At 62.3% G+C, this 23,351-nt stretch carries 21 protein-coding genes; 17 read left to right on the forward strand and 4 right to left on the reverse strand.

Translation table 11 applies throughout. From position 1 onward, the window contains the following. Positions 1 to 94: 94 nt before the first annotated feature. Together modA and JYP50_RS13315 are read right to left on the reverse strand one after the other, a co-directional pair. Positions 95 to 874 carry a molybdate ABC transporter substrate-binding protein gene (gene modA, locus JYP50_RS13310; protein WP_206561032.1) on the reverse strand — a complete coding sequence of 260 codons (780 nt, stop codon included), beginning with the start codon at positions 872 to 874 and terminating at the stop codon, positions 95 to 97. A gap of 77 nt (positions 875 to 951) precedes the next feature. Then, positions 952 to 1,845, reverse strand: a complete 894-nt coding sequence (locus JYP50_RS13315; protein WP_206561033.1) for a LysR family transcriptional regulator — start codon at positions 1,843 to 1,845, stop codon at positions 952 to 954. Positions 1,846 to 1,938: 93 nt separating this feature from the next. Here JYP50_RS13315 and JYP50_RS13320 point away from each other — a divergent pair, with 93 nt between their 5' ends. The 16 genes from JYP50_RS13320 to JYP50_RS13395 all read left to right on the forward strand — a co-directional run bounded on the left by JYP50_RS13320 (position 1,939) and on the right by JYP50_RS13395 (position 19,178). Further along, entirely contained in the window at positions 1,939 to 3,891 is a 1,953-nt protein-coding gene (locus tag JYP50_RS13320; protein WP_206561034.1) for an acetoacetate--CoA ligase, read from the forward strand. A gap of 113 nt (positions 3,892 to 4,004) precedes the next feature. Further along, positions 4,005 to 5,150 carry a PQQ-dependent sugar dehydrogenase gene (locus JYP50_RS13325; protein WP_206561035.1) on the forward strand — a complete coding sequence of 382 codons (1,146 nt, stop codon included), beginning with the start codon at positions 4,005 to 4,007 and terminating at the stop codon, positions 5,148 to 5,150. Positions 5,151 to 5,343: 193 nt separating this feature from the next. Continuing rightward, the gene (locus JYP50_RS13330) at positions 5,344 to 5,964 is read left to right on the forward strand and encodes an NAD(P)H-dependent oxidoreductase (protein WP_206561036.1); all 621 of its coding nucleotides are present in this window, start codon (positions 5,344 to 5,346) and stop codon (positions 5,962 to 5,964) included. After that, positions 5,961 to 6,572, forward strand: a complete 612-nt coding sequence (locus JYP50_RS13335) for a TetR/AcrR family transcriptional regulator (protein WP_206561037.1) — start codon at positions 5,961 to 5,963, stop codon at positions 6,570 to 6,572. The genes JYP50_RS13330 and JYP50_RS13335 overlap by 4 nt, the downstream gene beginning before the upstream one ends. Before the next feature lie 105 nt (positions 6,573 to 6,677). Further along, the gene (locus JYP50_RS13340; protein ID WP_206561038.1) at positions 6,678 to 7,586 is read left to right on the forward strand and encodes an SDR family oxidoreductase; all 909 of its coding nucleotides are present in this window, start codon (positions 6,678 to 6,680) and stop codon (positions 7,584 to 7,586) included. Positions 7,587 to 7,688: 102 nt separating this feature from the next. Continuing rightward, on the forward strand, positions 7,689 to 9,917 hold the full coding sequence (locus tag JYP50_RS13345) for a TonB-dependent receptor (RefSeq protein WP_206561039.1): 2,229 nt from the start codon (positions 7,689 to 7,691) through the stop codon (positions 9,915 to 9,917). A 48-nt stretch (positions 9,918 to 9,965) separates the two neighbouring features. Further along, on the forward strand, positions 9,966 to 11,165 hold the full coding sequence (locus JYP50_RS13350) for an amine dehydrogenase large subunit (RefSeq protein ID WP_206561040.1): 1,200 nt from the start codon (positions 9,966 to 9,968) through the stop codon (positions 11,163 to 11,165). A gap of 15 nt (positions 11,166 to 11,180) precedes the next feature. Further along, a complete protein-coding gene (locus tag JYP50_RS13355; protein WP_206561041.1) occupies positions 11,181 to 11,717 on the forward strand; it encodes a MauE/DoxX family redox-associated membrane protein in 537 nt (178 codons plus the stop codon). Between the two features lie 2 nt (positions 11,718 to 11,719). Beyond that, positions 11,720 to 12,385, forward strand: a complete 666-nt coding sequence (gene mauD / locus JYP50_RS13360; RefSeq protein WP_206561042.1) for a methylamine dehydrogenase accessory protein MauD — start codon at positions 11,720 to 11,722, stop codon at positions 12,383 to 12,385. Then, complete coding sequence (locus JYP50_RS13365) at positions 12,382 to 12,921, forward strand: methylamine dehydrogenase light chain (RefSeq protein ID WP_206561044.1); 540 nt, start codon at positions 12,382 to 12,384, stop codon at positions 12,919 to 12,921. The genes mauD and JYP50_RS13365 overlap by 4 nt, the downstream gene beginning before the upstream one ends. A gap of 12 nt (positions 12,922 to 12,933) precedes the next feature. Continuing rightward, positions 12,934 to 13,419 (forward strand): hypothetical protein, encoded by a 486-nt coding sequence (locus tag JYP50_RS13370; RefSeq protein WP_206561045.1) that lies wholly within the window; start codon positions 12,934 to 12,936, stop codon positions 13,417 to 13,419. A 10-nt stretch (positions 13,420 to 13,429) separates the two neighbouring features. Beyond that, positions 13,430 to 13,780 carry a c-type cytochrome gene (locus tag JYP50_RS13375; protein ID WP_206561046.1) on the forward strand — a complete coding sequence of 117 codons (351 nt, stop codon included), beginning with the start codon at positions 13,430 to 13,432 and terminating at the stop codon, positions 13,778 to 13,780. Between the two features lie 84 nt (positions 13,781 to 13,864). Next, a complete protein-coding gene (locus JYP50_RS13380) occupies positions 13,865 to 15,049 on the forward strand; it encodes a thiamine pyrophosphate-dependent dehydrogenase E1 component subunit alpha (RefSeq protein ID WP_241263133.1) in 1,185 nt (394 codons plus the stop codon). Between the two features lie 12 nt (positions 15,050 to 15,061). Next, entirely contained in the window at positions 15,062 to 16,033 is a 972-nt protein-coding gene (locus JYP50_RS13385; RefSeq protein WP_241263149.1) for an alpha-ketoacid dehydrogenase subunit beta, read from the forward strand. Positions 16,034 to 16,058: 25 nt separating this feature from the next. Beyond that, positions 16,059 to 17,285 (forward strand): 2-oxo acid dehydrogenase subunit E2, encoded by a 1,227-nt coding sequence (locus JYP50_RS13390; RefSeq protein ID WP_206561049.1) that lies wholly within the window; start codon positions 16,059 to 16,061, stop codon positions 17,283 to 17,285. Positions 17,286 to 17,312: 27 nt separating this feature from the next. Then, the gene (locus JYP50_RS13395; RefSeq protein ID WP_206561050.1) at positions 17,313 to 19,178 is read left to right on the forward strand and encodes a protein kinase domain-containing protein; all 1,866 of its coding nucleotides are present in this window, start codon (positions 17,313 to 17,315) and stop codon (positions 19,176 to 19,178) included. Positions 19,179 to 19,232: 54 nt separating this feature from the next. Here the strand turns inward: JYP50_RS13395 and JYP50_RS13400 are convergent, their stop codons facing one another. After that, positions 19,233 to 20,432, reverse strand: coding sequence for an OsmC family protein (locus JYP50_RS13400; protein WP_206561051.1), 1,200 nt, complete (start codon positions 20,430 to 20,432; stop codon positions 19,233 to 19,235). Positions 20,433 to 20,468: 36 nt separating this feature from the next. Here JYP50_RS13400 and JYP50_RS13405 point away from each other — a divergent pair, with 36 nt between their 5' ends. Beyond that, positions 20,469 to 21,479, forward strand: a complete 1,011-nt coding sequence (locus JYP50_RS13405) for a helix-turn-helix domain-containing protein (protein ID WP_206561052.1) — start codon at positions 20,469 to 20,471, stop codon at positions 21,477 to 21,479. Between the two features lie 120 nt (positions 21,480 to 21,599). On the opposite strand, the gene JYP50_RS13410 is transcribed toward JYP50_RS13405, so the two are convergent. Beyond that, positions 21,600 to 23,300, reverse strand: a complete 1,701-nt coding sequence (locus tag JYP50_RS13410; protein ID WP_206561053.1) for an AMP-binding protein — start codon at positions 23,298 to 23,300, stop codon at positions 21,600 to 21,602. Positions 23,301 to 23,351: the final 51 nt, after the last annotated feature.

Consider the following 23,351-nt stretch of genomic DNA (forward strand, 5'->3'; position numbering starts at 1 on the left):
ATTTACACGCGGGTGGTTCGACTATGTTTTCCGCGTGCCTACTGGCCGTGCCGGCCCGGAGCTAAGCGGCGGGGAGCGGTGAAGGGCGAGTGGGTCAGGGGCGCTGGTAGCCGAGTCCGGCCATGATGGCGGCGGCGCCGTCGCCGCGCATGTGGCGCAGAAATGCCTCGGCCGAGGGTTTGGCCCTCGCCCGCAACAGCTGTACCGCATCCTGGCGAATGGGCGAGTAGAGGGCGCGGGGGACGACCCAGTACGAGCCCTTGCCGGAATGGCCGCTGCCCCGCAGTTGCGACAGGGCGATGAAACCGAGATCGGCATTGCCCGTGGCGACGTATTGGTAGGCGTGGGCGATGTTCTCGCCACGCACCCACTTTGCCTCGGTCGACGCTGTCAGGCCGAGCCGTTCAAGTACCTCCGTCGCGGCCTGCCCGTAGGGGGCGAGCCGGGGGTTGGCCAGGGCCAGTCTGTTGAAATCTCCCCGCTCAAGCGGCCGTGGCCCGTGGTCGAGGAAGCCCGGCCGGGCCGACCACAGCGCCAGGCCGCCGACGGCGTAGGTAAACCGGCTGCCGGGAACGATGAGGCCCGCCTGCTCCAGGGCCGCGGGCTTGGCCTGGTCGGCGGAAAAGAACAGGTCGTAGGGCGCGCCGGCCGTGATCTGGGCGTAGATGCGTCCCGAGGAACCCGGGGACAGCACCACCTGGTGCCCCGTTTGCGCTGTAAAATCCGCGGCAATTCGCTGCATCGCCTCGACAAAGTTGGCGGCCACGGCGATGCGCAGTTCCTGCGCCAGGAGCGTGGTCGGGATCAGCCACAGCAGTGCGCTGAACACTAGGTGCGCGAACGAGCGGTGTCGCGGGCTTGCGGTCCTTGGCAAGGTCGATCTCCGTTGGCAGGGGCGGTGAGCATAACCGAGCCGGTAACCGGGTGCATCTTCCGGGAGCCCTGCCTGGCTCAGTTTGGGGGGTAGGTTTCGCGCATCAGCGCCAGCAGCGCTTCGGCCGGGGCCGACAGGGCGTGGCGTCGCCGGGTAAAAATACCCACCCGGCGCTCGATCCCCGGCCCGTGGAGCGCCACGCAGGCCACGCCCTGGTTCTCCAGTTGTGGCCGGCACAGGGCGGGCGCCACGCTGACTCCGAGACCCTCGGCAACCATGCGTCCGATGGTCGCCAACTGGGAGGCCTCGGCGAGGGACGCCGGCACCAGTCCCGCCTCCGACAGCACCGCGTCGGTGGTATTGCGCATCCAGGAGCCCCGGTTCATGGCGATCAGCGGCTGCGCGGCAAGCTGGCGCCAGCTGAGCCTGGCGCGTTTGGCCAGGGCGGAACCGGCGGGCACGATGGCCAGAAAGCGGTCCCGGAACAGGGGGGTGAATTCCAGCCCGCCCAGTTGCTCCGGCTCGAAGGCGATGCCGAGTTCGGCGCGCCCCTCCCGCACCGCGTCGAGCACCAGCTCCATCACGATGTCGTCAACGGCTATATTGATATGGGGGAAGCGCTCGCGGAAGGCGCGCAGAATGGCGGGCAGCATGTTCAGCGCGAAAGAGGGCATGGCCGCCACCCGCAGGCGGCCCTGTCGCAGCGCGAAACTGCGCCCCAGGTCGTCGAGGGCGCGGTCCCAGTCGGCGAGCAGGCGGCGGGCCGTGGGCAGGAACTGCCGGCCTTCCGGGGTGAGGGCCAGCTGGCGGGTCGAACGCTGGAACAGCCTGCCGCCGACGCTGTCCTCCATATTGCGGATGGCAACGCTGAGGGCGGGTTGCGACAGGTGCAATTGCTCGCAGGCCTCGGCGAAGCTGCCGCAGCGGGCCAGCGCCTCGAAGGCGCGCAGCTGCTTGATTGTAATATTCATAAAAAAAGCTAATGAAAACATAAATAGATTAAATTTGATAAATATATCTGCCGGCGGCAATCTGGGCAATTCACCCGCAGGAGAGCCAGCGCCATGACACAGCCTCTTTGGACCCCGCCGCAAGCGCGCATCGACCGCGCCCGCCTCACGGCTTTTACCCGTGCACTGGCGGTGAACCACCCGCAATTGGATGGCGCGGACTATTTTGCCCTGCAGGACTGGGCGATCGACCACCCCGAGGCCTTCTGGCGCGCGGTCTGGGAGCACGGCGAGGTGCGCGGCGACACCGGTGGCGACACCGTGCTCGAACACGGCGACCGCATGCCCGGCGCGCGCTGGTTTCCCCGGGCCCGGCTCAATTTCGCGGAAAACCTGCTGCGCTACCGCGACGAGCGCGCCGCTTTGGTGTGCCGGCTGGAGAACGGCGAACGCCGCGTCCTGAGCTACGCCGAGCTCTACCGGGAAGTGGCGGCGGTGGCCGCGGCCCTGGCCGCCGCGGGCGTGGGGCAGGGCGACCGGGTGGCGGGCTTCATGCCCAACATCGCCGAAACCGTCATCGCCATGCTCGCCACCACCAGCCTCGGGGCCGTGTGGTCCTCCTGCTCGCCGGACTTTGGCATCAACGGGGTGTTGGACCGCTTCGGCCAGATCGAGCCGAAAGTACTGTTCGCCGCCGATGGCTACTACTACAACGGCAAGACCTGCGATTCCCTGGAACGCGTGGCCGGCATCGCCCGGGCCATCGACAGTCTGGAGCGCGTGCTGGTGGTGCCGGTGGTGGCGAAGGCGCCCGACCTGTCGGGCATCGGCGGCGCGCAGTTGTACGGCGATTTCCGCCACGACAGCGCGGGGGAGATCGCGTTCGCCCAACTGCCCTTCGACCACCCGCTGTACATCATGTATTCCTCCGGCACCACCGGGGTGCCCAAGTGCATCCTGCACGGCGCCGGCGGCACGCTGCTGCAGCACCTGAAGGAACACCAGCTGATGTGCGACCTCGGCCGCGACGACGTGCTGTTCTACTTCACCACCTGCGGCTGGATGATGTGGAACTGGCTGGTATCGGGCCTGGCCTCGGGCGCCACGCTGGTGTTGTACGACGGCTCGCCCTTTGCCGGGGAGGGCACCTTGCTGCTGGACTGCATCGACGAGGAGGGCATCACCATCTTCGGCACCAGCGCCAAGTACATCGCCGCGCTGGAAAAGGCCGGGCACAAGCCGCGCCAGAGTCACCGCCTGGACAGCCTCGAGAGCATCCTGTCCACCGGCTCGCCCCTGGCTCACGAGAGCTTCGACTACGTCTACCGGGACTTCAAGGCGGACGTCTGCCTGTCCTCGATCTCCGGCGGCACCGATATCCTGTCCTGCTTTGTCGCTGGCTCCGTCACCCTGCCGGTGTACAAGGGCGAAATCCAGGCCCCCGGGCTGGGCATGGCGGTGGATATCTGGGACGAAAACGGCCACCCCCTGCGCGGCGAGAAGGGCGAGCTGGTGTGTACCAAGCCCTTTCCGTCCTGTCCGATCGGTTTCTGGAACGATCCCGATGGCGCGCGCTTTCACAGCGCCTACTTCGACCGTTTTGACAATGTCTGGGCTCACGGCGACTACGGCGAAATCACCGAGCACGGAGGTTTTGTCATCCACGGCCGCTCCGATGCCGTGCTCAATCCGGGCGGCGTGCGCATCGGTACCGCGGAGATCTATCGCCAGGTGGAGCAGGTGGAGGAAGTGCTGGAAAGCATTGTGATCGGCCAGCAGTGGCAGGACGACGTGCGCGTGGTGCTGTTTGTGGTGCTGCGCGAAGGTGTGCGGCTGGATGACGCCTTGCGGGATCGCATTCGCGGCACCATTCGCCGGAACACCACGCCGCGCCATGTGCCGGCGAAAATCATCCAGGTGGCGGATATTCCTCGTACCATCAGCGGCAAGATCGTCGAGCTGGCGGTGCGCAAGGTGGTGCACGGCGAGCCGGTAAAAAACACCGACGCCCTGGCCAACCCCGAGGCGCTGGATTTGTACAGGGACCTGCCGGAGCTCCAGGTTTAGCCGGAGCGGTGCCAGAAGGCATGGGTCGTGCAGTGAGTGGCAGCCGGTCGGAGCGTTCACGGGCCGGCGGGCCTGTGCAATACTGGATGGGAACCCTTTTTTGCGAGGTGACTATGTTTGTCAGGCTGAGTACCGCTTTCTGTATCGTGTTGGCCGGGATTGTTGCACTTCCCGCCAGCGCTAGGGAACTTCCCTTCGAGGTCCAGGCCGTCGCCGACTTCGACGAGCCCTGGGCCATTGCCATGATGCCGGATGGGCGCATGCTGGTGACGGAGCAAAAGGGCAATCTGTTTGTCGTCGATCGCGAGGGCCGCAAGTCCCGCCCCGTGCGCGGTGTGCCGGATGTGGATTACGGCGGCCAGGGCGGCCTGGGCGATGTGGTCCCGCACCCGGACTTCGCTGACAACGGCCTGGTCTACCTCAGCTATGCCGAGGGCGGGCCGGGCAACACCCGCGGCGCGGCGGTGGCCCGCGCGGTGCTCGATGCGCGGGGCGAGCGTCCCTCGCTGTCGTCTGTGGAGGTGATCTGGCGACAGTACCCCAAATTGCTGGGTCGCGGCCACTATGGGCACCGGCTGTTGTTCGACGAGGCGGGTTACCTGTGGGTGTCCTCCGGCGACCGGCAAAAATTCACCCCGGCACAGGATATGCAGTCCAACGTGGGCAAGCTGCTGCGCCTGAACGACGACGGCGGCATTCCCGCGGACAATCCCTTTGTGGACTACCGCCGCGACGACGCCCGGGTGGACGACGAGGCGGTGTACGGCGAAATCTGGTCCCTGGGCCATCGCAACCCATTGGGTATTGCCTTCGACCTGGAGGGGCGCCTGTGGGAGATTGAGATGGGCCCCGCCGGCGGCGACGAGTTGAACCTGATCAAGCGCGGCGCCAATTACGGTTACCCGGTGGTATCCAACGGCGACCACTACGACGGGCGCGAGATTCCCGATCACAACACCCGGAAAGACTTCGCGGCTCCAGCCCTCAGTTGGACGCCGGTGATCTCGCCGGGGGACCTGACGGTCTACCGTGGCACCATGTTCCCAGACTGGCGCGGCAACGCCCTGGTCGCCGGCCTGTCGTCCCAAGCGATCATACGCATCGCGCTGGGTGAGACCGGCGCCGAGGAAGTGGCGCGCTATCCCATGGGCGCGCGCATCCGCGGCGTGGCGGAGGGCGCGGACGGCGACTTGTGGGTACTCGAGGATGAGTACGGCGATAGTCGGGGGCGCTTGCTCCACTTGCGGGCGGCGCAATAGCGACACCGCAACCGGCACCGCGTCCGCCAAGCCTGGGCGCGGCGCTTGCCGGCGCTGGAGTATTTTCCACAAGAAGCCATCTCACCAGCTGGTCCTGTAGTTACTCGCCCCAAAAAAAACAAAAATAGGTCGTTGACATATTTGAGCCATGCCCTAGACTTGTTCTCAATTCGAGGGAAAGGGCGGTCCAGCAATGAAGCACCTTATCGTTTTCTCACATCCGAATCCGGCGTCATTCAATTTCGCGCTGAAAGAGACGATTGCGCAAACGCTGGCCAATTGCGATCACCAGGTTCGCGTCAGCGACCTGTATGCGAAAGAGTTTTCGGCGATTCTGGATGCGCGGGATTTCGAGTCGTTCCAGGCCGGTGTGACGCCCGCGGATATTGCCGCCGAACAGGCGTTGATCGACTGGGCCGACAACCTGATTTTTGTGTATCCGATCTGGTGGTTCAACCGCCCCGCGCGGCTTCAGGGCTGGATCGACCGGGTGTTTTCCCACGGTTACGCCTACCGTGAGAACGGAGCCGGGCTCGAGCCCCTGTTGCTTGGCAAGACGGCCCAGATGTTCATTACCTTTGGCGGTGACAGGGGCTCCATCGAGCAGGCGTTTGGCTCGATCGACGCCCTGGTGGCGCCGATGACCCTGGGCACATTGAACCTGGTGGGTATCGACCCGGTATCGGTAACTCCGTTTTTTGAAGTGCCCACCGTGACGCAGGACGAGCGCGGTCACATGCTCGACGGTGTCAGGCGGTCACTTCTCGAACGCTATGCCGGTGCGGCGGTCGGGCCCGGGGAAGTGGTGCAATGACCAGCGCCATCGACAAAAATCTCGCGCAACAGGAGTCCCTCAGCGAAAAGGGTCGCCAGCGCCGCGCCAGGGTACTGGCGGAGGCAAAGCGTATTCTGCTCGAGGAAGGCATGGACGGCCTGGCCCTGCGCAAGGTCGCCAAGCAAATCGATATCAAACTGGGACACCTGCAGTATTATTTCCCCACCCGCGATGATCTGCTTGAAGCGATTTTTCGCGAAGAGTGGGAGCGCGACGAGGCCATTTTATTGGAGGCTGAGTCGCTGGAGGGCATCGGCCAGGTGCTGGCCTCGCTGATGAAGGCATGGGCGGGCGACCGGGGCAAGGTCTACCTCATGCTGACGCTCAGGAGCCTGTATGACGAGCGCTTTCGCGCACTCAAGGAAGAAATTTACCAGACTTTCTACCAGGACCTGGTCAACCTGTTGGCCGGCGTGCATCCGGGCAAGTCAAAGACGGATCTATTGGCCAAGGCCAAGGTCATCACCTCGATGATCGATGGCGCGATGATCCAGAACCACAGCGGCTCGGCGAGTAATCGTAGAAAACAGCTGGAGCGACTTTACGCGGATTTGGCCGAACTGGCGACCGAAGTGGCCGGCAGATAGCGCTTGATCGGTCGCCGGCCTCGCGAGGTTTTTTTTGCCTCCAAAATAGGTCAGTGACATATAAATGGGTGTGTTCATTATCTGTATGGAAAGGAGGTGAGCGGGATGTTGAAAATTGTGGTGTTTGGCGCCAGCGGCAACGTTGGTAGCCATCTGTGTAGAACGCTGTCCGAGGCGCCGGGCGTGTCGCTGAGATTATTATCCAGCAGCGAGTGGGGGGTGGCGGAGTTATCCCGCCAGTTCCCGGACGCCGAGGTTGAACTCACCGACCTGGCGGACGGCGGGAAAATCAGCCACTCGATTCGCGGCGCGGAGCGAGTATTTGTGATGTACCCGGATTTTGCGCTCGACGAGGAGGCCTCGACCGTGGCGATGATCGAGGCGGTGCGCCAGGAGGCTTCCATCCGCCAGGTGGTGCGCCTGCTGGGTGTGGTGCCCGAAGTGGAGGCCGCGAATATTCCCTCGGCATTCCGTCAATATCCGGCCATGCCCTGCTGGGTCCACTGGCGCGGACGGCAGCTGTGGCGGGATAGCGGATTGCCCGTCACCTTCGTCAATCCCTGGGCGTGGTATATGCAGAGCCTGTTGTGGCTGGTGGGTCGGGGCGTGGTGGAGGAGAACGTTTTCTGCCTGCCCCATGATCACACACTGCCCTATATCGATACCCGAGATATCGCCGATGTTGCCGCCCATGTGCTCACCGCGGACACGGCGGTTTTCCTCGGCGAGGAACTGGGCCTCACGGGGCATCGGGACGACTGTTTCAGCTTCGCGCAACTCGCGCAGCAGATGAGTTCCCACCTGGGGCGGGACATCCGCTATTCCGGCGACAGTGAACTGTTTATCCGGCTGCACGGCGAAGCCGCCGTTCCCCTGCTGCAATACGTCGCCTGGGAGCGTGACCAGGACCTGGACTACCGAATGCATACCGACACGGTGCGGGAGTTGCTCCGACGCGACCCCCGGCGAATGGAGGATTGGATTATCGAGAACCGCATGCAACTCAGTCGCTGACGCGGGCTAAACGCGCGGCATTTCGTACATCGACACGAGCGCTCGTCGAGCTCTGACTTCCCGCGAAGTCACTGCGGGTTCGCGAGTGTTCTCGGAGGCACCATGAATAATAATATCTGTATCAAAGCTGTTGTGGCGAGCTGTTTCGCCTATTTACCCACTTTGAGCCCGGCGAGCAACGCCGCGCTGGAAGAAGTCATCGTAACCGCCCAGCGGCGCGCGGAGGGCCTGCAGGACTTGCCCCTGTCCATTTCCGCGTTGTCGGGCGCGGATATCCGCAAGCTAAAGATGCACAACATCACCGACATTGCCGGCCAGATTCCCAATGTCAGTATTGCCACGCCGTATGCCGAGAGCCAGCCGTCGTTTTCCGTGCGCGGTGTCTCGATGTCCGACTTTTCCCAGAATCAATCCAGCCCCATCGCCATGTACGTGGACGAGGTGTACAAGGGGGTCGGTGCGCTGCAGGCCCTGCAACTGTTCGACCTCGAGCGTATCGAAGTCCTGCGCGGCCCGCAGGGAACACTCTACGGCAAGAACGCCACCGGTGGCGCGGTGAACATCCTCTCCACTTCTCCAGACCTGTCGGGCGAGGGGGCTTCCTATATTGCCGCGGGCATCGGCACTTTCAACCGCTTTGAATCCGACGGCGCCATCGATCTGGCCCTGGTGCCCGATACCTTGGGGGCGCGGTTGGCCTACACCTACGCCCGGAGCGAAGGCTGGGTCGACAACGAGTTCGCCGGTAGCGGCGACACGGGCGAACTCGAGGACTACGCAGTGCGCTTGAGTTTGAAATACGCCCCCACCGACAGCCTGGACGCGGTGCTGAAATACAGTCGCTCGCGCAGCGACATGCCCAATGGCTACGAAGTGCTGGCGACCAATATCGGAACGGGCGGTGTTGGCTACGTCACTGGCTACGATCGCCACGGTCTCGACTACTTCGACAGTGAGCTCGACCGGCAGAGCAAGATGTCGATCGACAATACGAGTGTAATTTTGGCCCTCAATTGGTACCTGTCGGAATCCCTTAGCCTCGCGTCCGTGAGTTCCTACGACGAGGGGCGCTGGACCACCCGTGAGGATGCCGATGGCTCGCCCTTCGCTATCCTGCACTCCGATTTCGGTTCCGATGTGCGGGCACTATCGCAGGATTTTCGCCTGGTGAGCGCGTTCTCCGGCCCCGCGAATTTCGTACTCGGGCTGTACGGCTACGACGAGGACCTGGACGCGGATGTCACTTTCCGGACTTACTATCAGTATGCCGGGGATTTCAACGACAACGGCGTGAATGACTGCCTGGAGGACTTCATCACCGGCTGCCGCAACAGCAACGCGTTTACACAACACAAACAAAGCTATGCAGGTTACTTCCAGGGAACCTACGACCTCACCGATCAAGCAACACTCACCCTCGGCGTGCGCTATACCCAGGACAAGAGCGAGCTTGAGAATTACCGCGCCGCCATCGGCTACTACGACCCCGCTCTAGGGACTGAAGTCAGGAATGCCCTGGCCACCATCGACGGTTATGGGGATTCGCTGGACGACGAGAAGTGGAGCTTCCGCTTCGTTGTCGACTACGCCTTGAGTGCCGATGTCGCCACATACCTCAGTTACACCACCGGCTACCGCAACAGCGCCTTCAACGGTCAGGCCTTCTTCGATCCCGGCGAGATTACCATCGCAGCACCGGAGGAGGTCGGGGCCTGGGAACTGGGCGCCAAGAGCGAGTGGTTTGGGCGTTCCCTGCGGCTGAACGGCGCCATTTTCCACTATCGGTACAGCGATCAGCAATTCCTGGATGTGACCCCCAACCTCCTGCAGATCCTGGTTAACGCCGACAGGGCGGAAGTATTTGGCGGCGAACTGGAGCTTACCAAGGTCTTCGGCAGCAGACTCCAGGCCTCGATCGGCCTGGGCCTGCTGGATACTGAGTACACCCAGATCGAGCTGCGCGGCGAGGACCTGTCCGGCAACCAGTTGATCAACGCACCGCAACTTACCTTCAATGCGCGAGTGGCCTGGACATTGGCCGAGCTGGAAGCGGGGCATGTCGACCTCACGGTGGATGCGATATACAGCGACGAGCAGTACTTCGACGCCTTCAATTCCCGGCACGCGCGACAAGCGGGCTACTGGGTATCAAACGCCCGCCTGGCGTTCAGTACCCGCGGCAACAAGCTCGAACTCGGCGCATGGATCAAGAATATCGCCAACGAGGAGTATGTGACTTCCCTCCTGGACCTGCAGGCGTCATTCAACTTCGACTACGCCCACCGCGGCCCCGCGCGGGCCGCGGGGCTTGACCTCAGGTACCGGTTCTGACGAATCGGTGAACGCCGGACCCACCACGAAACACAAGGCGGAAAAGCTATGCAAATTGCAAACAGGATCAAGAAAGCGCCCGGTCAGGCGTGTCTACTGGCGGCGGGGCTTTACCTGGCACTGTCGACAACCAGCGGCGCGGCGGAGTTGCCCGCGATGCCCGAACCGCTGGAAAACGTCGTACTGCAGGATAAACCCGCGGATGAGCAGTGGCTGTGGGTCGGCGATTTCCAGCAGGGCCACTACGGGCGCGCGATGCTGTTCAACGCCGGTTCCGGCGAGCTACTCGGTATGCTTGGGACGGGGTGGGAAGGGATTAAACTCGACATACCCCGTGGTGGCAATGTGATCTACAACCACGCCATGTACATGTCCCGGGGCTACCGTGGCGATCGTACCGATGCCATTACCACTTACGATGCCAGGACCCTGCAACCGTTGGCGGAGTTAATTGTGCCCGCCAAGGCGGTCAGGGGCTGGCCCGATCCCAACCATACGGCACTGACTGACGACGACCGGTTTTTGCTGGTTCAGTTCACCACCCCGGCATCCTCGGTGGGTGTGGCGGATATGGAAAACGGCCACTACGTCGGAGAGATCGAAACCGCGGGTTGCCACCATGTGATGGCGGCGGGGCCGCGGCGTTTCTTCACTCTCTGCGGGGATGGCAGTGCCCTGTTGGTGGAACTCAACGATCAGGGTAAGGAGTCGCAGCGGCGTCGTTACCCCGCATTCTTTGACGTGTCCCGGGATCCCCTGCACGGTTCCGGGACCCGATCCGGCGATCGCTGGTACTTCGTGTCCCACTTGGGCATGGTCCATACCCTGGACATTGGCGGCGAAGAGCCGCGGGCGCTGGAACCGTGGCCGGTGTATCTCGAGGGCGGAAGCGGCAGGTGGATACCCGGTGCCACCATGCAGCCGGTATCGGTGCACGATAGCTCCCAGCGCCTCTATGTGGCGATGCATCACTCGGATCTCGAGATTAAGGGTGGTGGCGCCGATTTCCACCGCAAGGGCGGCACGGAAATCTGGGTGTTCGACATTGCCACGCAGCGGCTCTTGCAGCGCCTGCCGCTGGCCAATGAAGCGACCACCATCGCAATAAGCCAGGCGCAAGAACGACCCTACCTGTACGTTGCTTCGTTCTGGGCGTTTGTTATGGCGATTATGGATCCGGAGTCGGGTGAAGTGCTGCGGGAGCTGTCGATTCCCGGTGTCCCCATCCAGCTGCAGCCGGTGCGCTAGGAGATGGCCGTCGCTATGGATCCACTACTGTACACGTTACTGGCGCTGTGCTTCGGCCTGTTGTTCGCACAGGCACTCGCACACAAACTGGCGGATTTTCCGCGCTTCACCGGTGTCCTGCGCGGCTACCTGCGCGGTTTGGGGATACGGTCGCCATGGGCGGTTCACACTTTGGCCAGCCTGGTGGTCCTCGCAGAAACGCTCGCGCTGTTGTGTTGCCTGTTGCCGGTGGGGGCAGTTCCCAGGGCGGTGGCCGTGGCCGCGCCGCTTCTTGCTTACGCCCTGGCAATGGCGGCCAATATCCGGCGGGGGCATAGGCTGCTCGATTGCGGTTGTAGCTGGGGCGCGGCGCGCCAGGCTATCTCAATGGGCCTGGTTTATCGCAATGTGGCGCTCGCCATCGCGGCGCTGACGATGTTGCTGCCGGTGACGTCCCGCGCGCTGGTGGCATTGGATGTCTTGTCGATTCTTGCGGCGACCTCGGTTGCCGCCCTTGGCTACAGCGTCGTCAACGCGACGCTGGCCCTAAACCACAGCCTGGCGGAGGAATAAGAATGGAAATAGCAGTAATTGTGGCGGTCGTACTGCAGTGGGTGTTGCTGCTGGGACTGGCCCTGGTCAACCTGGCCATCATCCGCCAGGTGGGTGTAATCCACCAGCGTATCGCCCCGGCAGGCGCGTTGATGCTGGGCAGCGGCATGGGCCAGGGCGAGAAAAGTCCCGAGCTCGAATTGCTGACCACCGATGGCGAGTCGCTGCGGGTCGGTGCTCCCGATAGCGGTGGTCGCAGCACCCTGATCATGTTTGTCTCGCCCGACTGCCCGGTCTGCGAGCGACTGATTCCCGCGATCAAGGCACTTGGCGCTGCCGAGGAGCGGTGGTTGCGTGTGCTATTCGCCGGTGATGGCAGCCAGCGCGACTACGAAAGCCTGCGCCGTGAGAAGCGCCTGCAGCAGTACTCCTTCGTGCTGTCACCGGAACTGGGCATGCGGTTCCAGGTGGGCAAATTGCCCTATGGCGTCTTGCTGGACGAGCACGGTGTCCTGGTTGCCCAGGGCTTGACCAACAGCCGCGAGCACATCGAGAGCCTGCTGGAGGCCAAGCGCAGAGGCGTCGCCTCCATTCAGGAATACCTGGGGCAACAAAAAGTAACTGAGTTCTCGCCGGTCGCAGATTCTGCTCAGGCCAGACAGCCGGCAAACTACGAGGTATCACAATGAACGATAACAACTGGATGGACCGGGCAGTGGAACACTCGAGTCGGGACCTGGCCTCGCGTATCTCACGCCGTTCACTGCTGGGGCGCCTGGGGCAGTGGATGGCCGGGGCGGCGATGCTGCCGTTGTTGCCGGTCGCCCGTTTCGCCGAGGGCGCCGCGATCAACGAAGACCGCTCACCCCAGAACTGGAACGACCCGCAAAAATGCGATTACTGGGCCTACTGCGGCACCAACGGCTACCTGTGCAGCTGTTGTGGCGGTACATCCAGCAAGTGCCCGCCGGGAACCGAGCCCTCGCCGATTTCCTGGATCGGTACCTGCCGAAACCCGGCCGACGGCAAGCACTATGTGATTTCCTATACCGATTGCTGCGGCGCGGCCCAGTGCGGGCGCTGTGCCTGCGACAGGGACGAAGGCGCCACGCCCCGCTACCTGCCTCAGCGGACCAACATGATTACCTGGTGCTACGGCGGCGTGTCCAGCACCTACAACTGCACGGTGTCGCGACTGATGTCCGTCGCCGAGGTCGCGAAGTAGGGGAGGTTCACCATGCGCGCACTGCGCTTGTTTTTTTCGATCCACGCGGCCTGGCTGGCGGTCTCGCTAGCCGCGGTCGCCGCGGAGGGGCCGCCGTCGGGATTGGGTGCGGCGATGAACTACCAGCTGCACTGCGAAGGCTGTCACAAGGCGGATGGCACCGGTCAACCCGGATTCATACCGCGCTTTACGGGCGTCATCGGCGGGCTGTTGGCGGCACCGTCGGGTCGGGATTACCTGGCGCGGGTCCCGGGCGTAGCGCAGTCGTTGTTGAGCGATGGCGATACCGCCGCGGTGCTCAACTGGATCCTGCGCACCTACGATCCGGCTGGCATTCCCGCCGACTTCAGGCCCTATCGGGCCGGCGATATCGCCCGGGCGCGCCGCGCCCCGCTATCGGACGCCACTGTTCACCGGCAGCGCCTGGTGAATGGCCTGGCCGGCCCCGGTATCGACGCCGACCGGGACTCGCAGCCAGCGCCCCTTACCGCCAATTGAGGATACGAGCATGAGAATTATCCAATACCTGTTGCTGGCGACCCTCGCCGCGGGTGCCGGGGCCGCGCGCTCCCAGCCCCCGGCCTTCGCCGTCTGCGCTGCCTGTCACGCGGTATCCGCGCCAACGGCCCACGGCATCGGTCCGTCGTTGACGGGCATCGTCGGCCGCTCCGCCGGCTCCGCCGAAGGTTTTATGTATTCGCCAGCGCTGGGAGGGGCCGACATCCTGTGGACGACGGAAAACCTGGACCGCTTCCTGGAAAACCCCGCCGAGACCGTTCCCGGCAACTACATGGCCTTCCAGGGCGTGGCGGACCCCGCGCTGCGACGGGCCATCATCGACTATTTGGCGGATAGATAGCATCTCGCTTCAACTACTCCTTCCTCAGCTACTATAGTATGGTGAGGCGGACCACCGGCAGTGGTCCGAAGCAGGGAGTTGACTATGAAGCACAGCAAGCGCAGCGTGCATCGCCCGCAGTTTATCTCCGGTAGCGAGCTGCCGATTCCCACGCTGGAGATTCTGCGCGCCGACGGGTCGCTGTACGAGGGCGCCGAGGAACCGGAGCTGTCCCGGGACCTGGCGGTCCGCATCTATCGCACCATGATCTTTACGCGCATTCTCGACGAGCGCATGACCTCGGCCCAGCGCCAGGGCCGGCTCAGTTTCTACCTGACCTGCGCCGGCGAGGAGGCGGCGGTCGCCGGCAGCGTCGCGGCCTTCGATCCGGGCGACATGATCATGGGCCAGTACCGCGAGCAGGCGGCGCTGCGCTTTCGCGGCTTCAGCGCCCGCCAGTTCATGACCCAACTGCTCAGCACCCGCAACGACCTCGGCAAGGGGCGGCAAATGCCGGTCCACTACGGCACCCGGGAGCTGAATTTCATGACCATCAGTTCCCCCCTGGCGACACAGATTCCCCAGGCGGCGGGATACGCCTACGGCCAGCGACTGGACGCCGGCAAAGCCGGTGGTGGCGCGAGCCACTGCACCCTGTGTTACTACGGTGACGGCGCGGCCTCCGAGGGGGACTTCCACGCCGGCATGAACATGGCGGCGGTATTGAAGTGCCCCGTAGTGTTTTTCTGCCGCAACAACGGCTACGCCATCTCCACGCCCACCGCCGAGCAATACGCCGGCGACGGGATAGCCTCTCGCGGGGTCGGCTACGGCATGCAGACCATCCGCGTGGACGGCAACGACCTGCTGGCGGTCTACGCCGCCTCGGTGGCGGCGCGGCGCATCGCCGTCGAGTCTTTCGAGCCGGTGCTGATCGAGGCCATGTCCTATCGCCTCGGCGCCCACTCCACCTCCGACGACCCCAGCGGCTATCGCAGCCGGGAGGAGGAGGATCGCTGGCGGGAAATGGATCCGATCGCGCGCATGCGCCTGTGGCTCTACGCCCGTGACTGGTGGAGCGAAGGCGAGGAGAAGGCGGCCCTGGAGTCCTATCGCGGCGAGGTCCTGAGTGAACTCAAGGCGGAGGAGAAAGAGCCCAAGCCGCCGCTCGCGGCGCTGGTGGAGGATGTCTACGACACGCCGCCATGGCACCTGCGCGAGCAGATCGAGGCGCTGAGCGAGCATGTGCGGCGGCATGCCGAACACTATCCCGCCGGCAAGGGAGTGTGAGTCGTGGCTGAGATGAATCTGTTGCAGGCCGTCAACACCGCCCTGGACGCCGCGATGGCGGCGGACGAGCGGGTAATCTGCCTGGGCGAGGACGTGGGCGGTTTCGGCGGGGTGTTCCGTGCCACCAGCCACCTCCAGGAAAAGTATGGCCGGGAGCGCTGCTTCAATACCCCCCTGACCGAGCAGGGTATCGCCGGCTTCGCCATCGGCCTCGCGGCGCAGGGCAAGGTGCCGGTGGCGGAGATCCAGTTCGCCGACTACATCTTTCCCGCCTTTGACCAGATCGTGAACGAGGCCGCCAAGTTCCGCTACCGCACGGGCAACCAGTTCGACGTGGCGGGCCTGACCATTCGCGCGCCCTACGGTGGCGGCATAGCGGGCGGCCTGTATCACTCGCAGTCGCCCGAGGCCTATTTTTGCCATACCCCGGGCCTCAAGGTGGTGGTGCCCAGTGGCCCACGGCAGGCCAAGGGGCTGTTGACCGCGGCGATTCGCGACCCCAATCCGGTGCTGTTCTTCGAACCCAAGCGACTGTACCGGGCCGCGGTGGGGGAGGTGCCCGACGAGGAGTACACGCTCCCCCTGGGCGAGGCGGAGCTGGTCCGCGAGGGCGAGGACATCACCCTGCTGGGCTGGGGGGCGCAGATGGAGTACCTGCTCAAGGCGGCGGACTTGGCGGCGGCGGAGGAGGGCATCGCCTGCGAGGTGATCGACCTGCGCACCCTGCTGCCCTGGGACCGGGACCGGGTGGCGGCATCGGTGCGCAAGACCGGACGCCTGCTGATCGCCCACGAGGCGCCGCGGACCGGCGGCTACGCCGGCGAGATCAGCGCCAGTATCCAGGAAACCTGCTTCCTCCACCTGGAAGCGCCGATAGCCCGTGTCACCGGCCTGGACACGCCCTTTCCCCTGGCCAACGAGAAGGAATACATGACCGACCAGTGGAAAATCCTCGACGCCATCAAGGCCAGTCTGAATTACTGAGCGCAACGGGAACCGGAGAGCCGGCATGAAGACCGATTTTATTCTGCCCGATATCGGCGAGGGCATCGTGGAGTGCGAGATCGTCCAGTGGCTGGTGGCGGAGGGCGATCACATCGACGAGGACCAGCCGGTGGCCGAGGTGAGCACCGACAAGGCGATGGTGGAGATCCCCTCCGTGCACAGCGGCAAAGTCCTCAAGCTCTATTACGCGGAGGGGGAGGTTGCCCGTGTGCACCAACCCCTGTTTGCCCTGGAGCGGGACGACGCCAACGGCGAGGAAGTTTCCGGAGCTCCGGCCACGGCGCCCGCCGAGGGGACAGCCCCGGCGGAGACCAGCGCGGAGCCCGAGGCGGCGCGGGCGCCCGCCAAACGCGGCGACAAGGTACTGACCACCCCTGCGGTGCGGCGCATCGCCCGCGAACACGATCTGGACCTCGCGCAGGTTCCCGCCACCGGCAAGAACGACCGGGTACTGAAAGAGGATGTACTGGCCTACCTGTCCCGGCGGGACGAGTCGCCGCAAAGCGTTGCGTCGTCCAGCGCCGCCGAGGACCGGGTGGAGCCGATCCGCGGTCCACGGGCGGTGATGGCGCGGGCCATGACCGAGGCGGTGGCGACCATTCCGCATTTCACCTATGTCGACGAGATCGATCTTACGGCACTGATCCAGCTGCGCGGCCAGCTCAAGGAGCGCTTTGCGGAGCGCGAGGTCCGCTTGACCATGATGCCGCTGTTCATGAAAGCCCTGTCGCTGGCCTTGCACGAGTTCCCGATACTCAACAGCCGTCCCAACGATGACTGCACCGAATTGCGCTATATCGCCAGTCACAACATCGGCATGGCAGTGGACTCCCGGGTGGGGCTGCTGGTGCCCAATGTCAAAAACGTACAGGAACTGACCCTGCTGGAACTGGCCCGTGAGCTCAACCGCCTGACCGACGTTGCCCGGGAGGGGCGGGTGGACCCCGCCGACCTGCGCGATGGCACCATCACCATCTCCAATGTGGGGGCCGTGGGCGGCACCGTGGCCACGCCGATTATCAACAAACCCGAAGTGGCGATTGTCGCCCTGGGCAAAGTCCAGAGCCTGCCGCGATTCGACGAGCGCGGGGACGTGGTGGCCAGGCAGTTGATGACCGCGAGCTGGTCGGGTGATCACCGCGTCATCGACGGCGCCACCATGGCGCGTTTCAGCAATGCCTGGAAGGGCTTCCTGGAGGAACCCTCGACGATGCTGGCGGCAATGCGCTGAACGTGTCGGTGTAGGCTGGTCGCGGAGATGAATTTGCAGGAGGTGGCAGGCAGCGGCGGCAGGCGTGGTCTGCAGCATTTTTACATCAACGAAGAGCAGTCGATCTACCTGCTCAGCCAGCGCGACGCGCGCAAACTCAAGCAGTGGCTGGCGCTGTGCGAGGAGCAGCTGCGGTTGCTGGGCTACGAGGCGATCGAGATTATCGGCAAGGGCGCCTACGGCTTCGTCTTCGCCGGCCGCGAACGCGGCGATAGGACCGGCGAGCGGCAGTACGTATTCAAGTTCGCGCGTATCACCCTGCCGCGTCATGTGCAGGATCGCCTGGAGGAAGAGGCCTATATGCTCTCCCAGGTGGCGTTGCCGCACATTCCCGCCTATCTGGAATTCCAGCGGGTGCGCGGGCAGTCGATCCTGATGATGGAGCGGGCACGCGGCATCAACCTGCAGGAACTCATCCTGAAGCGCGGCCGCGTGGAACCGCGGCTGGTGCTGAAAATCGCCACACAGTTGGCGGACATTCTCCGGTCGCTGCGCGAGCAAGCGCGACGGCGGGATCGACCGCCGATCATTCACGGCGATATCAAACCCTCCAACGTGGTTTTCGACGAGCAGCGTGAGGAAGTCGCGCTGATCGACTGGGGCGCCGCGGTGTTCGCGCAGCAGGACGCCAACCGGCAGTTTGCCGGGTCGGTGGGGCTCGTGGCCCTGTCCTCGGACCTGCAGCAAACCAACGCCAAACTGGGCGACATTTACTTTATCGGCGAGGAGCAGCTTCGCGGCGGCCTGTCATCGCCGCGTTTCGACGAGCAGGGCGTGGCCGGCACCCTGTACGCCCTGGCCTCGGGACAGTCCAGCCGTTTTGGCAGCGCGGTGATTACACCCACCAGCCTCGGGCTGCCGGTGGAGTTCGCCCGCACCCTGGCCAATCTGCTGTCTCCGGATCCTGCACTGCGGGACCGCGCCGGGGACTATTTTCTCGACAACATGCGCTACATGAAGCGGATCGTGATTCCCGGTGGCGGTACGGGGCCGCGCGAGGAGCCGCCACTGGTTCCCGTCTGGCAGGCCCCGCGAGCACGTGATATCGACAGCGTGGTGTACAGCTCGCGCAAGTCCTTCCTGCGCCAGGAAATGCCCGAGAAACTGGTTGCCGACGTGGACCCGACGGAGCTCGATCGTTATTACAAAAACTACCTGGAGGGCATGGGCGATACGGAAAAGGCCTTTGTGATCGCCGTGAGCCACCTGGGACATTACCCCGTGGTCGGCGGGCTGGCCATTCACTGGAGCGAGCGGGGCATGCACATCGACTCAAACCTCAACCTTTACGACGCAGAGCTGTATCCCGCCTTCACCTCCGCGGTGAACAACGTGGTACACCTGGGGCGGGCGATCAGTAAAACCGGTGTGTTCAAGAGCTGCATGTTCGACGCCCGCAATACCCTGCACATTGAGCGCGCCGCCCGCGACGAACCTTTCCGGGTGACACCGGGCATGCACATTCCCTACGAGGTCAGCGAGCTCCCCCCCGAGGGCACCGGCAGTAAACTCCATTCCTATTTCGAGGACGGCGACGACCCGGATGAAATGCTGGAGCTGCCGCGGCCCATCCTGGACCAACTGGCCGTTTTGAACACCATCAGCCACACCGGCTGTATCATCTTCGAGAGTCTGGAGTTCGACCTCAAGATACACAACTACCTGCAGTTGCTGGACCCCGCGGAGGAGTCGCGCTTTCGCGCCAGCCTGGACGCGATTCTGGAGCAATTGCACCTGATTTCGGACCTGGGCGTGTCCGGGTTCATGAAGTTGCTGGATACGGACACCAAGTTTTTCCCCTTCCTGGCCCGGCAGCCGGATTGTTTCGCAACCACCGGGCGGAACGGCCGCTGAATCAGGGGCTCGCTAACGGTACTGGAGCGAGCCTGTATTATCGAGATTGGCCCGCTAGGCTCTCTTGACTCTCAGCCTGGTTTTCAACTCACTTCGACACAACGCGTGAAGAAAACACGTTTGCTCCGATATATCCAACATCTCCTGGGCCATGCTATCGGGCTCGGAAGTTTCCAGATATACATGCGTTTCAACCGGATCCGCCGTTCCTGCCTTGCCAGTATCCCCGGATGCGCCTCCCAGCGAGAAATGGGTGTCTTGAAGAATCTGGTATTTCGGCAAGTCGAGTTTCAGTATTTCCACAAACCGACCAAACTGAGTCATGAAACAAAAGCCAATACCCGCGGATATGTAGGTATAGGCATCCGGAGCGCGGCCATGCCCCCCATTGACAGGCGCCTCTTCCGATAGAAGGCAGAAGTTGGTCCCGTAGGGAGAATAGGTCATCTGTTGAATCTCCTTGATGCCGTCTTCCCGCAGCGTGGCGATTGCGCCGATATTCAAGCGGCGATCCTGCTCCGAGGCCAGGGAGGATCCGCTTTCCGAGGTGCCCTTGGCAACGTCCTTCTTGGGGGTTGGTCCGACGGATTCCAGCAGTGTCAGATCCGAGAATTTGGCCGCTACTGTATCGACCAGTTCAACTGGGTTTCGCAGCAGAGGGGCTTTCATCTCCGCAACCCTGGCGGTGGGCAGCTCCTGCCCGTTTTTAGACAGCTTGAAGAGGCTATCGAGCTGTTCGCGCATCAATCCGTTGAGTGGCGATGCGTGAATCGCATTTGCTAGAAATGTGCCTAGCTCGCCGTCATCGAGCCCGCAATCTATTTCCACCGTGAGTTCCACCGGCTCGGCACCGCCTATCATGGTACGTTTAAGCATGGAGCCTTTCATGGTGTAGTAGTTGTCCTGGATGAGTTTAAGCTTGCGTATCTCGACGTTCTGCTTGCGAGCCAGGGCCAGTATTTCATTCATGTAGCTCGATATCATCCCCGTGGTGAGGAAGGCCAGCGGACAGGGAGCGGCGTCGTGCCCGTTGAGGTAGGCGCCCTCATCGGACACCAGGCGCCAGGTGGCGCCGGTGCGTGCCGATGTGACGAGGGCTTCCTTTTGAAAACCCGAGAGAGAGTGGATAAAGGTACGCAATGCGTCGCCCTTCCTGTTCTCCGGCGCGGATATTCCCATCTCGGAGGGATTGGCCACCTCGAAGAACGGCGGTAAACCGCATGCGCCAATTGTATTCTCGCCCAGCTTTGTCATGGTATTCTCCGTCGTTCGGGTTGTCAGGCCGCGTAGATGAGCGACCAGCGGGGGATGTTATTCCCGCATCATAGAAAGAGTCCGGCTGGTCTAGAATGGATGCTTGGCACATTTTTCTTGTACAATTCGGACAAACCGCGCAACGCATCGGTCATGCAAGACAACATTCCCCACTTTTACCAGTACGGTGAGTCAGAAGCCGCCGAAGAGCTGGAATTCGTTCATGCCAGCAAGCTGTTCAGCCGAATAAAAGAATATAATTGGGAAATCAAACCCCACCGGCACGACAGTCTCCATCAAATCTTCCTGCTGCTGGACGGCTCCATCGAGACCCGCCTGGAAACCCAGCAATTGACCTTGCAGGCGCCGAGTATTCTCGTCGTTCCCGCGGGCCATGTGCATGGTTTCCAGTATGATGAGTCTGCCCGGGGGCTGGTTACCACGGTGGCTGACGGATTTCTTCGCAAGGCATGTGACGGAGATGAGTGGAGCTGGATAAGCAAGCTTCTGGATGAAATTTTCATCTGCCGGCTGTCCAGCCCGCTGCCCCAGGAAACCCCGCTTGTTGCTTACCTGCAGGATATCGAGCGCGAGTATCGTTTTTCGGCACCAGGCCGGTTACAGATAGTTGCCGCTTTGTTGAAACTGGTGTTCATCCATCTGGGGCGCAATCTGGAGTTACAGCGAGTGATGACGGGGGATAGCTCCCACTATGTCCAGATATTTGATTCATTCCGGAAACTGGTTGATACATATTACACCGGCCATATGCGGGTTTCGGGCTATTGCCGTTTACTGTCGATCAATGAGCGCAAGTTGAATCGTGTCTGTAAGGCGCTCACTGGTGCCGGCCCTTCTACCTATATACATCGCCACCTCATTCAGGAGGCCAAGAGACATTTAATTTACACGCATAAACCCGTGGCGCAGGTTTGCTTTGAACTGGGTTTTTCCGATCCGGCCTACTTTTCACGTTTCTTTTCCAGGCACACGGGGTATTCACCCCGAGACTACTGTGACCGATATCGGAAAGCGCTGACCGGATAGCGTGTGTCTGGTAGCGTCTGTCTATTTCCTGTCAATTGAGCCGGGGCAGGGCGTGGCGACGCTTCCGATGCAGACATGCAAAAATTGTGGTGTTGCGCAGGCAAGCACGTTTTTGACCGTTCACAGCACGGGTGTCGCCCACAGTACGGGTTCCGGCTGCCGCAACCATTGTGGGAACCGCGCGGCGTAGGCCTCCTCCAAAATCGTTCGCTTGACCTTCAGCGTCGGTGTCATCAGGCCGTTGTCGATTGTCCACTGATCAGCCACGATAACCATGCGGGCGATTTTCTCGTGTTTGTCCAATGTGGCGTTGACGGAACGCAAGGTTTTCTCGAGGCCCTGAGTGATGCGATTTTTATCTTCCGGGGTTCTACTCGAGACCTGTGACTGTTCGCCGAGCGTTATCAGGGCGATCGGTTGGGGAAAGTTCGCTCCGGTAACACAGACTTGTTCAATGGCCTGATTTCTCAGCAGCCGGTCTTCAATAGGCGCCGGAGCAACGTATTTGCCCTTACTGGTCTTGAAAATTTCCTTGAGTCGTCCGGTAATGCGCAAGCGGCCCATCTCGTCAATTTCGCCTTTGTCACCAGTGCGAATATAGCCATCTTCGTCAAACAGTAGAGCGCTGAGCTCCGGCTCCCGGTAATAGCCGATCGTGGCCGCGGGTGTCTTGATCAACACTTCGCCTTGCTCGGAAAGCTTGCAATCCACACCGGGCAAGGGGCTGCCGACGTATCCAACTCTCGATTGTCCGGCTCGGGTCGCGTGGGAGTAGGCGAAATTCTCACTCATGCCGTATCCCTCGAGTATCTCAATGCCCAGCGTGGCGTACCAATCAATGAGCGCGGTCGAGAGCGGGGCGGCGCCGCTGACCGCGACTCGCAGGTTATCCAGCCCCATCCCGGATAACACTTTTTTCCGGATGCGCTTCGAGACTAGCGGCAGTTTCAAAAGCAGCTGTAGGCGTTGGTTGGGTATGCGAGTTAATACCTGCTGTTGAAATTTCTGCCAGATTCTGGGTACCGCGAAAAACATGGTTGGCCTGGCCCTTCGCAAGTCGTCTCCGAAGGAGTCGAGTGAGCAGGAGAAAAATACCTGGTAGCCGTAGTACAGCTGATTTATTTCCACGGCGGCCCGCTCGGCGACGTGCGCGAGGGGAAGATAGGATAGCTTTCGGTCCTTGCTGGAAATTGAGTACATCTCGCCGGAGGACGTACCCACTATCGCCAGGTTACGGAAGGTATGCATGACGCCCTTTGGCATGCCGGTTGTGCCGGAAGTGTAGATAATTGTAGCCAGGTCGTTCAGGGAGGGCCGCGGGCTTTCACTTATCGGATCATAGGCATTCAATATATCGTCCCAGCCTATACCCGCGTCACGCGGCACGGAACTTTCCATGGGAAAAGTGATGATGCGAATATGTTCGGGAACACCGCTGCGAATATTGTCCCAATCATCCAGCATTCCGGCAAACATCGCTTCCGCGCCACTGTGATCCAGAATCTGCTTGACGCTATTTCCGGTTAGTACCGGGTAAATGGGTACGGAAATGTGGCCCGCTAGCCAGATAGCCAGGTCCGCCATGATCCAGTACGCACAGTTGCTTGACATCAAGGCGATGCGTGATCCGGGTTCAAGATCGAGCGATACCAGGTAGGCCGCGACACGTCGTGCGTTGTCCGCAACCTGGGCCCAGCTGTACTCTCTTATCGATCCATCCGCGAAGGGTTGAGTAAAACAGGTATCGTTGGCTTGCTCGTGTTCCCTGATGTAGAAAGCGTCGAGCGCGGTTCGCATCCTCGAGATTTGCTGTTCGTTCATGTCAAAGCACTTGGGTTGGTTATTTGAAGGTTGGCCGACCCGCATGTCGAT

Origin of the sequence: Parahaliea mediterranea (genome assembly GCF_017255185.1) — a bacterium.
Classification (GTDB): Bacteria; Pseudomonadota; Gammaproteobacteria; order Pseudomonadales; family Halieaceae; genus JAFKCZ01.